Origin of the sequence: Pseudomonas sp. KB-10, assembly GCF_018221585.1 — a bacterium.
GTDB classification, from domain to species: Bacteria; Pseudomonadota; Gammaproteobacteria; order Pseudomonadales; family Pseudomonadaceae; genus Aquipseudomonas; species Aquipseudomonas yangonensis.
This window is the reverse complement of sequence record NZ_QYYB01000008.1, coordinates 192,469-206,838: the sequence shown is the minus strand read 5'-3', so window position 1 is coordinate 206,838 and position 14,370 is coordinate 192,469. Positions and strand designations below refer to the sequence as shown.

Annotated in this window: 11 protein-coding genes; 6 read left to right on the top strand and 5 right to left on the bottom strand. The window is 62.6% G+C overall.

Annotated features, from left to right (window positions below; genetic code table 11):
* Genes DXK50_RS21045 through DXK50_RS21035 form a run of 3 tightly spaced genes read right to left on the bottom strand, consistent with a single transcriptional unit; the run spans window position 1 to window position 4,747 of the window.
* A complete protein-coding gene (locus DXK50_RS21045) occupies window positions 1-1,074 on the bottom strand; it encodes a microcin C ABC transporter permease YejB (protein ID WP_161865428.1) in 1,074 nt (357 codons plus the stop codon).
* A complete protein-coding gene (locus DXK50_RS21040) occupies window positions 1,074-2,921 on the bottom strand; it encodes an extracellular solute-binding protein (RefSeq protein ID WP_212631631.1) in 1,848 nt (615 codons plus the stop codon). The genes DXK50_RS21045 and DXK50_RS21040 overlap by 1 nt, the downstream gene beginning before the upstream one ends.
* The gene (locus DXK50_RS21035) at window positions 2,918-4,747 is read right to left on the bottom strand and encodes an extracellular solute-binding protein (RefSeq protein ID WP_161865430.1); all 1,830 of its coding nucleotides are present in this window, start codon (window positions 4,745-4,747) and stop codon (window positions 2,918-2,920) included. Before DXK50_RS21035 ends, DXK50_RS21040 begins: the two co-directional genes overlap by 4 nt.
* A 168-nt stretch (window positions 4,748-4,915) precedes the next feature.
* On the opposite strand from DXK50_RS21035, the gene DXK50_RS21030 reads away from it, so the two are divergent.
* Window positions 4,916-6,337, top strand: coding sequence for an HDOD domain-containing protein (locus DXK50_RS21030; protein ID WP_438810709.1), 1,422 nt, complete (start codon window positions 4,916-4,918; stop codon window positions 6,335-6,337).
* Here DXK50_RS21030 and DXK50_RS21025 read toward each other — a convergent pair whose 3' ends face one another.
* Together DXK50_RS21025 and gloB are read right to left on the bottom strand one after the other, a co-directional pair.
* Window positions 6,338-7,912 carry a LysM peptidoglycan-binding domain-containing protein gene (locus tag DXK50_RS21025; RefSeq protein ID WP_161865432.1) on the bottom strand — a complete coding sequence of 525 codons (1,575 nt, stop codon included), beginning with the start codon at window positions 7,910-7,912 and terminating at the stop codon, window positions 6,338-6,340.
* Between the two features lie 136 nt (window positions 7,913-8,048).
* Entirely contained in the window at window positions 8,049-8,822 is a 774-nt protein-coding gene (gene gloB / locus DXK50_RS21020) for a hydroxyacylglutathione hydrolase (RefSeq protein WP_212631630.1), read from the bottom strand.
* A 72-nt stretch (window positions 8,823-8,894) separates the two neighbouring features.
* On the opposite strand from gloB, the gene DXK50_RS21015 reads away from it, so the two are divergent.
* The 5 genes from DXK50_RS21015 to DXK50_RS20995 all read left to right on the top strand — a co-directional run bounded on the left by DXK50_RS21015 (window position 8,895) and on the right by DXK50_RS20995 (window position 14,360).
* Complete coding sequence (locus tag DXK50_RS21015; protein WP_212631629.1) at window positions 8,895-9,653, top strand: class I SAM-dependent methyltransferase; 759 nt, start codon at window positions 8,895-8,897, stop codon at window positions 9,651-9,653.
* Between the two features lie 41 nt (window positions 9,654-9,694).
* Window positions 9,695-10,147 (top strand): ribonuclease HI, encoded by a 453-nt coding sequence (gene rnhA, locus DXK50_RS21010; RefSeq protein ID WP_161865435.1) that lies wholly within the window; start codon window positions 9,695-9,697, stop codon window positions 10,145-10,147.
* Between the two features lie 74 nt (window positions 10,148-10,221).
* Window positions 10,222-10,980, top strand: coding sequence for a DNA polymerase III subunit epsilon (dnaQ, locus tag DXK50_RS21005; RefSeq protein ID WP_161865436.1), 759 nt, complete (start codon window positions 10,222-10,224; stop codon window positions 10,978-10,980).
* A 121-nt stretch (window positions 10,981-11,101) separates the two neighbouring features.
* Window positions 11,102-13,345, top strand: a complete 2,244-nt coding sequence (locus DXK50_RS21000; RefSeq protein ID WP_212631628.1) for an Orn/Lys/Arg family decarboxylase — start codon at window positions 11,102-11,104, stop codon at window positions 13,343-13,345.
* 202 nt (window positions 13,346-13,547) lie between these two features.
* A complete protein-coding gene (locus tag DXK50_RS20995; RefSeq protein ID WP_212631627.1) occupies window positions 13,548-14,360 on the top strand; it encodes a crotonase/enoyl-CoA hydratase family protein in 813 nt (270 codons plus the stop codon).
* Window positions 14,361-14,370 lie beyond the last annotated feature (10 nt).

Here is a 14,370-nt window from a genome sequence, read left to right as displayed (position 1 = left end):
TCAACCCTCCCGACTTTCGAAGTCGATGCGCGGATCGACCAGGGTGTAGGTAATGTCACCGATCAATTTCACGACCAGTCCCAGCAAGGTGAAGATGAAGAGGGTGCCGAACACCACCGGATAGTCACGGTTGATCGCCGCCTCGAAGCTCATCAGGCCCAGGCCGTCGAGGGAGAAGATCACTTCGATCAGCAGGGAGCCGGTGAAGAAGATGCCGATGAAGGCGGCCGGGAAGCCGGCGATGATCAGCAGCATGGCGTTGCGAAACACATGGCCGTAGAGCACGCGGTGGTTGGTCAGGCCCTTGGCCCGGGCGGTGACCACGTACTGTTTGTTGATCTCGTCGAGGAAGCTGTTCTTGGTCAGCAGGGTCAGGGTGGCGAAGTTGCCGATGACCAGCGCCGTGACCGGCAGCACCAGGTGCCAGAGGTAGTCGAGAATCTTGCCGCCGAGGCTGAGCTCCTCGAAGTTGTTCGAGGTAAGCCCGCGCAAGGGGAACCAGTCCCAGTAGCTGCCGCCGGCGAACAGCACGATCAGCAGGATGGCAAACAGGAAGGCCGGGATGGCGTAGCCGATGATGATCGCCGAGCTGGTCCAGACGTCGAAGGCGCTGCCGTGGCGCGTGGCCTTGGCGATGCCCAACGGGATGGAGACCAGATACATGATCAGGGTGCTCCACAGGCCGAGCGAGATCGATACCGGCATCTTCTCGATGATCAGATCGATCACCTGGGCATCGCGAAAGAAGCTGGAGCCGAAATCCAGCTGGGCATAGTTCTTCAGCATGATCCAGAAGCGTTCCGGCGCCGACTTGTCGAAGCCGTACATCTTCTCGATTTCCTCGATCAGCTTGGGGTCGAGGCCCTGCGCGCCGCGATAGTTGGAGCCGGCCACCGAAACCTCGGCGCCGCCACCGGCGATACGGCTGGTGGCGCCATCGAAGCCTTCGAGCTTGGCGATCATCTGCTCCACCGGGCCGCCGGGGGCAGCCTGAATGATGACGAAGTTGATGACCAGGATGCCGAACAGGGTCGGAATGATCAGCAGCAAACGACGAAGAATATAGGCCAGCATTATTGCGTTGCCTCTTCGGTCGCCTGTTGCTGGGCTTCGCTTGGCTCTTCGAGGCCCGGGCGCACCCACCAGGTGTGCAGGCCGATATCGTAGAGCGGCGTCACTTTCGGATGCTCGAAACGGTTCCAGTAGGCGACGCGCCAGGTCTTGATATGCCAGTTGGGGATCACGTAGTAACCCCACAGCAATACGCGGTCCAGCGCGCGGGTATGGGCGATCAGGTCCTGTCGCGAGTCGGCGTTGATCAGTTCTTCGACGATCTGGTCGATGGCCGGGTCCTTGAGGCCGATGTAGTTGCGGCTGCCGGGGTTGTCGGCGCTGGAGGAGTGCCAATACTCACGCTGCTCGTTGCCGGGCGAGTTGGACTGGCCGAAGCCACCGACGATCATGTCGAAATCACGCGAGCGCAGCCGGTTGATGTATTGCGAAACGTCGACGCGGCGAATCACCATCTCGATGCCGAGGTCGGCCAGATTGCGCTTGAAGGGCAGCAGAACGCGTTCGAACTCGGTCTGTGCCAGCAGGAACTCGAAGCTCACCGGTTGGCCATTGGCGTCGAGCATGCGATCGCCTTCGATGCGCCAGCCCGCCTGTTGCAGCAACTGATAGGCACGGCGCTGCTGTTCGCGAATGATGCCGCTGCCGTCGGTGACCGGTACGCGGAATTCCTCGCTGAACACCTCGGCCGGGATCTTGCCGCGCAGCGGCTCGAGAATCGCCAGCTCGTCTTCACCGGGAAGACCGCGCGAACCCAGCTCGGAGTTGTCGAAGTAGCTGCGGGTGCGGAAGTAGGCGCCGTTGAACAGGCGCTTGTTGGCCCATTCGAAGTCGTACAGCAGGCCCAGCGCCTCACGTACGCGGCGATCCTGAAACTGTGGCCGGCGGGTGTTGAAGATGAAACCCTGCATGCCGGTCGGGTTGCGGTTCTGAATCTCTTCCTTGATCAACTGGCCGTTGGCGACTGCCGGGGTGTTGTAGGCGGTGGCCCAGTTCTTCGCGCTGGTTTCCAGCCAGTAGTCGAACTGGCCGGCCTTTAGCGCCTCCAGTGCTACGGTGTTGTCGCGGTAGTAGTCGATCTGGATGGTGTCGAAGTTGTAGAAGCCACGACTTACCGGCAGGTCCTTGGCCCACCAGTCCTTGACCCGCTCGTAGCGGATGCTGCGTCCGGCCTGGACGCGGCCGACCCTGTAAGGGCCGCTGCCCAGAGGCGCTTCGAGATTGCCCTTGGCGAAGTCGCGTTCGGCCCACCAGTGCTTGGGCAGCACCGGTAACTGGCCGACGATCAGGGGCAGTTCGCGGTTGCCGGCATGCTTGAACACGAAGCGCACGCTGTGCGGCGACTCCACTTCCACCTGCTCGACGTCGGCGTAATAGCCGCGATACATCGGCGCGCCTTTCTCCATCAGGGTGTCGAAGGTGAATTTGACGTCCTCGGCGGTGATCGGCGTGCCGTCGTGAAAACGCGCTTCCTTGCGTAACAGGAAACGCACCCAGGCGTTGTCAGGCGCCTTTTCGATCTTCTCTGCCACCAGGCCATAGGCGCTGAACGGCTCGTCCATGCTCTGCACGGTCAGGGTGTCATAGATCAGACCGATCTGGTCGGCGGCCACCCCTTTGCTGATAAAGGGGTTCAGGCTGTCGAAACCGCCGAAACCCGCTTCGCGGAATGTGCCGCCCTTGGGCGCGTCGGGGTTGGTGTATTCGAAGTGGGTGAAGTCGGCGGGATACTTGGGCGGCTCATTGTAGAGGGTGGCGGCGTGCTTGGGGGCGGCGAGGGCGAGGCCGGCAAGGCCGAGCAGGATGAGGCTGCTACCATGAAGCAGGAAACTGCGCAGCGGGTGGGTCATCGAGCGTTCTCCGTGGGCTTCAGCCACCAGGTACGCAAGCCCAGGGTATAGGGCGGCGTGGTGACGAAGGCGAACCGGTTGCGGTACGCCAGGCGGTGATAATTGATATACCAGTTGGGAATGCTGTAGTGCTGCCAGAGCAGAACCCGATCCAGGGCGCGGGTGGCGGCGATCTGTTCGTCGCGGGTCTGCGCCGAGAGCAGCTTGTTGATCATCTCATCGACCACAGGGTCGTTGACGCCGGCGTAATTCTTGCCGCCCTTGACGTTCACCTGGCTGGAGTGGAAGTACAGTGACTGCTCCAGGCCTGGGCTGAGGGTTTGCGGCAGGGTCAGCAGAATCATGTCGTAGTCGAACTGATCGAGGCGTTGCTTGTATTGCGCGCGGTCGACAGTGCGCAGGTTGGCGCTTATGCCGAGGCTGGCGAGGTTGGCGACGTAAGGCTGGAGGATGCGTTCAAGGCTGGGGTTGACCAGCATGATCTCGAACTCCAGGCGCTGACCGCGCGCATTGCGCAGCTCCTGGCCGGAGGGCTTCCAGCCGGCGTCGGCCAATAGACCGAGGGCGCGGCGCAAGGTTTCCCGGGGGATACCGCGACCATCGGTTACCGGTTGTGTCGGTGCCTCGGTGAACAGGCGTGCCGGCAGCTTGTCGCGGTGTGGCGAAAGCAGCAGCCATTCGGCGCCTTCGGGCTTGCCGGTGGCCGAGAATTCGCTGTTGGGGTAGTAGCTGGCCGCGCGCACGTAGGCGTTGTTGAACAGGGTGCGGTTGGTCCACTCGAAATCGAACATCAGCCCCAGCGCCTCGCGCACACGGCGGTCGCTGAACAGGGCGCGGCGGGTGTTCATGAACAGCGCCTGGGTCTGCGTCGGGATCTGGTGTGGTATTTCGGCGCGGACCACATCGCCGCGGGTCACGGCCGGGAAGCGATAGCCGTTGCTCCAGTTCTTCGCCTGATTCTCTATATAGAAGTCGAATTCGCCGGCCTTGAAGGCCTCGAAGGCGACATGGTTGTCGCGGTAGAACTCCACTTCGACGCGGTCGAAGTTGTACTTGCCACGATTGACCGGCAGGTCCTTGCCCCACCAGTCCTTGACCCGCTCGAACACCAGGCGTCGGCCCGGTACCACCTGGACGATGCGATAGGGACCGCTGCCCAGCGGGGCCTCGAAGGTGGTGCTCTTGAAGTCGCGATCCTTCCAGTAGTGCTGCGGCAGCACCGGCAGTTCGCCCAGACGGAGGATCAGCAGTGGATTGCCGGCGCGCTTGAAAACGAAACGGATGCGGTGACGACCGAGGATGTCGACGCGCTTCACTTCCTGCAGATGGGTGCGGTACTGCGGATGGCCGTCATTGCGCAGCAGGCGATAGGAGAAAGCCACATCGTAGGCCGTGATCGGCTTGCCATCGTGAAAGCGCGCTTCCGGACGCAGGTTGAACACCACCCAGCTGCGATCCTCGCTGTACTCGACGCTCCTGGCGATCAGGCCATAGCTGGAGGCGGGCTCGTCGCCTGACGGGTCGTAGGCGCCGGTGCCGACCATCAGGGGTTCGTTCAGCTCGTTGGCACCGTATTGCAGAAAGTGCGCGGTCGAGATCGGGCTGCTGCCCTTGAGCGTGTAGGGGTTGAGCGTATCGAAAGTGCCGGACGCCATGATGCGCAACGTGCCGCCTTTGGGCGCGTCGGGGTTGACCCAGTCGAAATGACTGAAGCTGGCAGGGTACTTGAGTGTCCCGAACTGGGCGTAGCCGTGGCTCTCGCTGATAGTCGCAGAGGCGGGAAAGCTCAAGGCCAGGCTGAGGAACAGCAGGAGGAGGGGACGCATCGGGCGTGAGATCCGATCCTTGGCGGCGTTTGGGCTTCTGGGGCCGTACAGTAACAGCTTGTCTGGGCAGGAAAAAGAGCGCGGTGGCGGGTGAGCAGTAGCGGCACATTGGCATACACTTCACAGACACGCCATGAGGGTACGAAATTGTCGGAACGAAGCCATGGTCTGCAGTCATGGATCGATCGCCTGAACCAAGCAGAACTGCCCGCACTGGCTGCCGTGGTGCAGGATCTGCAGCGCCTTGCGCAGCAGGATTCTGCCTCGGTGCAGCAACTCGCCGATGTGTTGCTGCGTGATGCAGCGCTGACCAGCAAGGTGCTGCGGGTCGGCAACAGCGTCTACTACAACCCGTCCCAGGAAACCATCAAGACCATCTCGCGCGCCATCGTGTTGATCGGCTTCGATAACGTGCGTCTGATCGGGCTGTCGGTCAGCCTGATCGACGGACTGCTCACCCGCGCTCCGCGTGAGCAGTTGCAGGAGTTGCTCGCACGCTCCTTCCACGCGGCCGTGCAGGCGCGCAACATCGCCGGGTACGTGCTTTCCAGGCATGCCGAGGAAGTGTTCATCGCCGCCTTGCTGCATCATCTGGGCGAGCTGGCGTTCTGGGGTTGCGGTGGCGAGCAGGCGGACGAGCTGGCCGCTGCTCTGGCGCAGCCCGGAATAGAAGTCGAGGAGGCGGTACGCGAGGTGCTGGGCACCAGCTTCCGTCAATTGACCCAAGGGCTGGTGAAGAGCTGGAACCTCGGCGAGACGGTCAGCCTCGCCCATACCGGTACCAACCAGCATGATCCGGCGGCGTATGCCGTGCAGCTGGGCGTGCGTATCAGCGAGGCCGCGTTGCAGGGCTGGGAGTCGCCAGAGATGGAAGCCGTGCTGGCGAAGATGGCGGCATTCGTCGACCTCAGCGCCGAGGACGCGCTGCAGCAGGTTCTGGCCAGTGCCGAGGAGGCGGTCAAAGTGGCCTCCACCTTCGGCGCCAGCAAGCTGTGCCGGCTGATTCCCAATACCGATCCGGAGCAGATTCGCCTGCAGCAGGAAGAGCGCAAGGCGCGTCTGTTGCAGCCTGACTTGCTGGTGATGCAGCAGGCGCTGCAGGACCTCGGTCTGATGATCAGCGCGCGGGCCGATGTCGGCCTGGTGCTCGATACCCTGCTCAAGGGCTTGCACCGGGGCGCTGGTCTGGAGCGGGTGATGCTCACGGTGCTGGCCGATGGGCAAAGTCGCTTTCGCGCCAAGCGTGTGATTGGCGACAAGAGCGAGCAGTGGCTGCAGGATTTCGTCTTGCCGGCCGAGCAGGCGGAGCAGCCGCACATCTTCAGCTATGCGCTGCGCCATCGTGAAGCGATCTGGATGGGCGTGCCTGCCAGCTACAATCTCGCCGAGCTGGTGACCCAGCCGATCCGCCGTAGTCTGGGCAATGGCATGTTCTTCATCGCGCCGATCATCGCCGGCACGCGGGAGATCGGCGTGCTGTACGCCGACAGCCGACTGTCCGGGCGGGCGCTACGGCATGAGCAATTCGTTGCTTTTCAGCGCTTCACCCAGCTGACGGGGCGCTGCTTGGAAGCCATCAGCAAGCGCTGATCAGGGCAGATAGAGAGTCAGCATCTGCCCGGGGCGCAGCGTGCTGCTGCGCGGGTTCCAGGCCTGCAGGCGTTTGAGATCGATCTTGAAGCGTTTGGCGATCTCGTACAGCGAGTCGCCGCTCTGTACGCGATAGTAGGTGGCCTTGTCCCGCGACTTGGTGCTGCTGCGCGTTGTGGCGGCAACCTGAGGGGCGCTGTCAGCTACTGCCAGAGTCAGTACCTGGCCGACTTTCAGCTGATTGCCTTGTAGCTTGTTCCAGCGTTTCAGGTCATGCACGGCAACTTGGTGGGCACGCGCGATCTGCCAGAGATTGTCGCCATTCTTCACCCGGTAGGTGCGGTTGGCGGTGCTCTGCGCAGTGCTGCGCTGCTGATATAGCGGCTCGCTCGGCACCGTGCCTGGCTTGGCCGGTATGGTCAGCACCTGGCCGATGCGCAAGTTGTTGCTGCTCAGGCGATTGACGTCCTTGAGCATGTTGACCGACAGGTGATGACGGTTGGCGATGGCATGCAGGCTGTCGCCGGAGCGCACGGTGTAGCTCTGCCAGTCGACCAGTTCCTGCGGTTTCATCAGGGCCAGGTTGGCGCTCAGCAGCTCGGCTTTCTCGGTCGGCACCAGCAGGTGCTGCGGGCCGTCGAGGGTGATGCCGCGCTTGTAGGCGGGATTGAGCTGCAGCAGTTCCTGTTCATCCAGATCGGCCAGTTTGGCGACGCGGGCCAGGTCCATGTGCTGCTTGATCGCGATCTGCTCGAAATAGGGCTCGTTGGCGATGGGTGAAAGGCTGACGCCGTAGGCCTCCGGCGTCAGTATCACCTGCGAAAGGGCGAGCAGCTTGGGCACGTAGTCCTCGGTTTCCTTGGGCAGCGACAGGTTCCAGTAGTCGCTGGGCAGGCCAAGCTTCTCGTTGCGCTCGATGGCGCGGCTGACACGACCCTCGCCGGCATTGTAGGCGGCTAGGGCCAGCAGCCAGTCGCCGTTGAACATTTCGTGCAGGCGACTCAGGTAGTTGAGCGCAGCCTCGGTCGAGGCGGTGACATCGCGGCGGCCGTCATACCAGTTGGTCTGACGCAGGTTGAAGTGACGACCGGTGGAGGGAATGAATTGCCAGAGGCCGACTGCATGGGCAGGCGAGTAGGCCTGCGGATCGTAGGCGCTCTCGATCACCGGCAGCAGAGCGAGCTCCATCGGCATGTCGCGCTCTGCCAGACGTTCGACGATGTAGTGAATATAAGGCGCGCTGCGCTCGCTGACGGTGTCGACGTGTTTCGGGTTGCTGGCGTACCACAGGCGTACGCGTTCGATGCGCGGGTTGATACCGATTTCATCCTGCAACTTGAAGCCGTCGCGCATGCGTTCCCAGATATCACCGTACTCACGCGGCTTGATCTGGCTGCTGAGCCACTCCGGCTCACGCTCCAGGCCCACGGCGCGGGACGTGTCGGTCGCGCGCTCCGGGGTATCGCTGGGCAGGCTCTGACAACCGGCCAGGGTTACGCTACACATCACCGCGAGCGCTCGAGCGCTTCGCACCAATGCCTTTATATTCAATGGCTTGCGTGATGGTAAAGGCATTGGGTGAGGTGGCTGTCCCGGCAAAAAGGTCGGGCGATTCTAGGAACCGAAGCGGGGGTGGTCAAGTTTTCGCCAGCCTTTTGTGACCTGCATCCCTATCACTCGGACGTGCGCTGGCGAGGTTCAAAAAAAGGGCTCAGAAGCTGTCTTTCCAAGCCCGCAGGCAGGCGAAGACCGCGCTCGGTTCGCCAGGCAGTCCGTTTTCGCGTCCTTTTGCCGCAGCGATGATCGAAGGCTCGCTCACCCGCAAAAAGGGGTTGGTCGCCAGTTCCAGCCCGATGTTCGACGGTAGGCTGATGCGGCCTTCTTCGCGCCAGCTGGTCACTTCGGCCAGGCGTTCGCTCAGGCGTACATTGCCTGGTTCGACGGCATGGGCGAAACGCAGGTTGCTCAGGGTGTATTCGTGGGTGCAGTACACTTGCGTGCTGGTGGGCAGCGCCGCCAGGCGGCTCAGTGACTGGTGCATCTGCTGCGGTGTGCCTTCGAACAGGCGACCGCAGCCGCCTGCGAACAGGGTGTCGCCGCAGAACAGCAGATTCTGCTCGCCATGGTAGTAGGCGATATGGCCGAGGGTATGGCCTGGCACCGCCATGATCTGGAAGCGCAGACCGAGCACCTCGATCTCGTCGTTGTCGTTCAGGTCGAGGTCGCGCGCCGGAATCTTTTCCGCGGCCGGGCCGGCGACACGTGCGCCAGTGGCGTTCTTCAGCGTCTCGACGCCGCCGACATGATCGAAGTGATGATGGGTGATCAGGATATCGCTGAGCTGCCACTGCGGGTGAGCCTGCAGCCAGGCCTGTACCGGCGCCGCATCACCGGGGTCGACCACGGCGCAACGCTTGCTGCCGGGATCCTGCAGCAGCCAGATATAGTTGTCATTGAAGGCGGGCAGCGCGTCGATCTGAATCATTACGGGTCGCTAAGCTGGTGATAAAGGTGCATCTTAGACAGGACATGCAGAACCTGTCATGTGGAGGCAGCGATGACTGATCAGGCATTCGCCCAGGCCGACCCGGAGTGGCTCAAGCTTATCGGCGAGGCACGCGACTGGCTTGCCGGGCCACTCGGGCAGCTGTTGCTCGAGCAGGAGCGACGCTTGCTGGAGGAGGAGCTGGCACGTTTCTTCGGTGGTTATCTGGTGAGCTTCGGGCCTGGCGCCGAAGGCCCGCCCGCGGCCGGACAGATCCAGCACAACGTTCGCCTCGGCGCGCCGATGCCGGGTGTGCAGATCGTCTGCGAGGAACAATCCTGGCCTCTGGGCGAGCACGCTGCCGATGTGGTGGTACTGCAGCACGGCCTGGATTTCAGCCTGTCGCCCCATGGCCTGCTGCGCGAGGCTGCCCGCAGCGTCAGGCCGGGCGGGCATCTGTTGATCCTGGGTATACACCCTTGGAGCGCCTGGGGCGTACGTCGACTGTTTGCGCAAGATGGCCTGGCCAGGGCGCGCTGCATCGCGCCGAGCCGCGTCGGTGACTGGCTGAGCTTGCTGGGCTTCGCGTTGGAGAAACGTCGCTTCGGGTGCTATCGTCCGCCGCTCGCTTCGCTGGCCTGGCAAATGCGCCTGCGGCGAATGGAGAGTTGGGGCGATGCCTGGCAGTTGCCGGGTGCCGGCTTCTACCTGTTGGTAGCGCGCAAACTGGTGGTCGGCCTGCGCCCCTTGCGGCAATCGCGGCGAGAGCCAATGGGCAAGCTGCTGCCGATGCCGGTGGCCAAGATCAGCCGGCGTGATGCCGACAACTGAAGGCCACGCCCCGGCCCGTCAATTCTGTACAGAGTTTATGAATGTCCGAAACCGATGAAGTGGTGATCTACACCGACGGCGCCTGCAAGGGCAATCCTGGCCCCGGAGGCTGGGGGGCGCTGCTGGTTTATAAAGGTGTGGAAAAGGAGCTGTGGGGCGGTGATCCCAGTACCACCAACAACCGCATGGAGCTGATGGCGGCGATCGCCGGCCTGATCGCACTGACCAGACCCTGCTCGGTCAAGCTGGTTACCGACTCGCAGTACGTGATGAAGGGCATCCAGGAATGGTTGCCGAACTGGAAGAAGCGTGGCTGGAAAACGGCTTCGAAAGAGCCGGTAAAAAATGCCGACCTCTGGCAGAAGCTGGATGAAGAAGTCAATCGTCATCAGGTGAGTTGGCAATGGGTGCGTGGCCATACCGGCCACCCCGGCAACGAGCGAGCGGACCAGTTGGCCAACCGTGGGGTCGATGAAGTGCGTTCGACTCGCTGAGCCGTAACCGGCCAGCTGAGTTAATATGCCGCGCTTGAATGTGCGACAACCCGAATAGTTGAGAGAGGCAAGGCGTGACAACCGAGAATACCGTCAAGCGCTATGTGGTGCTGGATACCGAAACCACGGGTATGCCGGTCACCGACGGGCACCGCATCATCGAGATCGGTTGTGTCGAGTTGTTGGGGCGTCGCCTGACCGGGCGTCATTTCCACGTCTATCTCAACCCTGATCGCGAGATCGATGAAGGCGCCATCGCGGTTCACGGCATCACCAACGAGTTCGTGGCCGACAAGCCGCGCTTCAGAGACGTGGCGGATGAATTCTACGAGTTCATCAATGGCGCCCAGCTGATCATCCACAACGCGGCGTTCGACGTTGGCTTCATCAACAACGAGTTCGCCCTGCTGGGGCAAAGCGAGCGTGCCGACGTCAGCGATTACTGCTCGGTGCTCGATACCCTGATGATGGCGCGCGAGCGCCATCCGGGGCAGCGCAACAGCCTCGATGCACTGTGCAAGCGTTACGGCGTCGACAACTCCAACCGCGAACTGCACGGCGCCTTGCTCGACTCGGAGATTCTCGCCGACGTCTACCTGGCGATGACCGGTGGGCAGACCAATCTGTCCCTGGCTGGTGATGGTGCTGATGGCGATGGCAGCGGGCGTCAGCAGGCCACGCCGATTCGCCGTCTGGATCCTTCGCGCCCACGTACCCGCGTCATTCGTGCCAGCGAGGAGGAGCTCGCGGCGCATCTGGCGCGTCTGGCGGTGATCGAGAAGGCCGCTGGCGGCCCATCGCTGTGGGCACAGTTGGAAAATGCGCCGGAATAACCGAACAGCGCAATTGCGACCTTTTGTTATAGCGTGATGCACAGGGGGTTCCGCCGATCAGGGCGAGCCTCTAACCTGAAGTGATGGGCAGGCCAGGCCTGCCAACCTTCAGGACGTCACAATGTATAAAGATCTCAAATTCCCCGTCCTAATCGTGCACCGTGACATCAAGGCCGACACCGTGGCCGGTGATCGCGTGCGCGCCATCGCCCAGGAACTCACTCAGGACGGTTTCAGCATTCTGCCCACGGCCAGTGCCGCGGAGGGGCGCATCGTCGCCTCCACCCATCACGGCCTGGCCTGCATCCTGGTGGCGGCAGAGGGGGCGGGGGAGAACAGCCGACTGTTGCAGGACATGGTCGAGCTGATTCGCGTGGCCCGGGTGCGAGCACCACAATTGCCGATCTTCGCCCTGGGCGAGCAGGTCACCATCGAGAATGCGCCGGCCGAGGCCATGGCCGACCTCAACCACCTGCGCGGCATTCTCTATCTCTACGAAGACACCGTGTCCTTCCTCGCCAGACAGGTGGCGCGCGCGGCGCACAACTACCTCGACGGTCTGTTGCCGCCATTTTTCAAGGCGCTGGTGCAGCACACCGCGCAGTCCAACTACTCCTGGCACACGCCCGGCCATGGTGGCGGCGTGGCCTACCGCAAGAGCCCGGTGGGCCAGGCTTTCCACCAGTTCTTTGGCGAAAACACCCTGCGTTCCGACCTGTCCGTGTCGGTGCCGGAGCTGGGCTCGCTGCTCGATCACACCGGCCCGCTGGCCGAAGCCGAGGCTCGCGCAGCGCGCAACTTCGGCGCCGACCATACCTTTTTCGTGATCAACGGCACTTCGACGGCGAACAAGATCGTCTGGCACTCCATGGTCGGTCGTGATGATCTCGTGCTGGTGGATCGCAACTGCCACAAGTCAATCCTGCACTCGATCATCATGACCGGCGCGATTCCTCTGTACCTGTGCCCCGAGCGCAACGAGCTGGGCATCATCGGGCCGATTCCGCTCTCCGAGTTCAGCCGCGAATCGATCCAGGCCAAGATCGACGCCAGCCCGCTGGCCCGTGGTCGAGCGCCCAAGGTCAAGCTGGCGGTAGTGACCAACTCCACCTACGACGGGCTCTGCTACAACGCCGAGATGGTCAAGCAGGCCCTTGGCGACTCGGTCGAGGTGTTGCACTTCGATGAGGCCTGGTACGCCTACGCCGCCTTCCATGAGTTCTATGCCGGCCGCTATGGTATGGGCACCCAGTGCGACGAGCATTCGCCGCTGGTATTCACCACCCACTCCACGCACAAGCTGCTGGCTGCGTTCAGCCAGGCCTCGATGATCCACGTGCAGGATGGCGGCCAGCGCCAACTGGACCGAGATCGCTTCAACGAAGCCTTCATGATGCATATTTCCACCTCGCCACAGTACGGCATCATCGCCTCGCTGGATGTGGCCTCGGCGATGATGGAGGGGCCGGCCGGGCGCTCGCTGATCCAGGAAACCTTCGACGAGGCCCTGAGCTTCCGACGCGCTCTGGCCAACGTACGGCGCAACCTCGATGCCGAGGACTGGTGGTTCAGTGTCTGGCAGCCGGGCGAGGCTGACGGCGCCGACAGTCTGTCGACCGGCGACTGGGTGCTGCAGCCGGACGCCGACTGGCACGGTTTCGGTGAAGTGGCCGGTGATTACGTATTGCTCGATCCGATCAAGGTCACGCTGGTGATGCCCGGCCTCAATGCCGCCGGCAAGCTGGAAGAGCGCGGGATCCCGGCGGCGGTTGTCAGCAAGTTCCTCTGGGAACGCGGTCTGGTGGTGGAAAAGACCGGCCTTTACTCCTTTCTGGTGCTGTTCTCCATGGGCATCACCAAGGGCAAGTGGAGCACGCTGCTGACCGAGCTGCTGGAATTCAAGCGCAGCTACGACGCCAACCTGCCTCTGATCGATGTGCTGCCCTCCATCGCCCACGCGGGCGGCGGACGTTATCAGGGTATGGGTCTGCGTGATCTGTGCGACGCGCTGCATGGCTGCTATCGCGATAACGCCACGGCCAAGGCGTTGAAAAGCATGTACACGGCGTTGCCCGAGCTGGCGATAAAGCCGGCCGATGCCTATGACCGGCTGGTGCGGGGCGAAGTGGAGGCGGTGCCCATCGACCAGTTGCAGGGGCGTATCGCGGCCGTGATGTTGGTGCCGTACCCGCCGGGCATTCCGCTGATCATGCCGGGCGAGCGCTTCACTGCCGCCACGCGCTCGATTCTCGACTACCTGGCGTTCGCCAGAACCTTCGACCAGGCTTTCCCGGGTTTCGACATCGACGTGCACGGCCTGCAAACCGAAGCGGGCGAGTACTGCGTGGACTGCCTGGTCGAATAGATGCTGAGGAATCTGTCGAGGCGTAAGACCCTCGACAGATCAGTCTCTTATCTCTGACATTCAAAGCGCTTGCTAACGTGCCGGGGCGTGCCCTGTGTCACAGTGGCAAGCATCGACTTTTATGGCGCGCTTGTTATAGTTGCCCGGTTATTAATCACAAAATAATTACTGCGCTGCCGTGCCACGGCTGAGGATGCCTGCCATGTCCGACTATCAAGCCTTCCGCGTCGAGCTGGTGGACAAGATCGCCCACGTGCAGATCAACCGTCCCGACAAGATCAACGCCATGAATGCCGACTTCTGGCGCGAGATCATCGAGATCTTCCAGTGGATCGACGACAACGACGCGGTGCGCGTGGTTGTGCTCTCCGGTGCGGGCAAACACTTCTCCTCGGGTATCGACCTGATGCTGCTGGCCTCGGTCGGCGCGCAGCTGGGCAAGGACGTCGGCCGCAATGCCACAGCGCTGCGACGCAAGATTCTCGAGCTGCAAGCCTCCTTCAACGCCGTCGACAACTGCCGCAAACCAGTGCTGGCGGCCATTCAGGGGTATTGCATCGGCGGCGCCATCGACCTGATCAGCGCGTGCGACATGCGCTATTGCACTGTCGATGCGCAGTTCTCCATCAAGGAAATCGATATGGGCATGGCGGCCGACGTCGGCACCCTGCAGCGCCTGCCACGCATCATCGGCGACGGCATGATGCGCGAGCTGGCCTATACCGGGCGCAGTATCGACGGGCACGAGGCGGCCCGTATCGGCCTGGTCAACCGCACCTACGAAGATCAGCAAGCCTTGCTGGCCGGGGTAATGGAGCTGGCTGCGCAGATCGCCGCCAAATCGCCGATTGCCGTGCGCGGCACCAAGGAAATGATTCGCTACATGCGTGACCACAGCGTCGACGATGGCCTGGAATACATCGCCACCTGGAACGCTGCCATGCTGCAGTCCGAAGACCTGCGCCTGGCCATGGCGGCGCATATGACCAAGCAGAAGCCGGAGTTCGCCGATTGATGCCGTATTC

What these genes read in the sequence shown, in the direction of transcription:
- DXK50_RS21045 (WP_161865428.1), bottom strand. Translation starts at nt 1,074, where the DNA reads ATGCTGGCCTATATTCTTCGTCGTTTGCTGCTGATCATTCCGACCCTG.
- DXK50_RS21015 (WP_212631629.1), top strand. Translation starts at nt 8,895, where the DNA reads ATGACTGATCAGGCATTCGCCCAGGCCGACCCGGAGTGGCTCAAGCTT.
- DXK50_RS21025 (WP_161865432.1), bottom strand. Translation starts at nt 7,912, where the DNA reads ATGCCTTTACCATCACGCAAGCCATTGAATATAAAGGCATTGGTGCGA.
- DXK50_RS21000 (WP_212631628.1), top strand. Translation starts at nt 11,102, where the DNA reads ATGTATAAAGATCTCAAATTCCCCGTCCTAATCGTGCACCGTGACATC.
- rnhA (WP_161865435.1), top strand. Translation starts at nt 9,695, where the DNA reads ATGTCCGAAACCGATGAAGTGGTGATCTACACCGACGGCGCCTGCAAG.
- gloB (WP_212631630.1), bottom strand. Translation starts at nt 8,822, where the DNA reads ATGATTCAGATCGACGCGCTGCCCGCCTTCAATGACAACTATATCTGG.
- DXK50_RS20995 (WP_212631627.1), top strand. Translation starts at nt 13,548, where the DNA reads ATGTCCGACTATCAAGCCTTCCGCGTCGAGCTGGTGGACAAGATCGCC.
- DXK50_RS21040 (WP_212631631.1), bottom strand. Translation starts at nt 2,921, where the DNA reads ATGACCCACCCGCTGCGCAGTTTCCTGCTTCATGGTAGCAGCCTCATC.
- DXK50_RS21035 (WP_161865430.1), bottom strand. Translation starts at nt 4,747, where the DNA reads ATGCGTCCCCTCCTCCTGCTGTTCCTCAGCCTGGCCTTGAGCTTTCCC.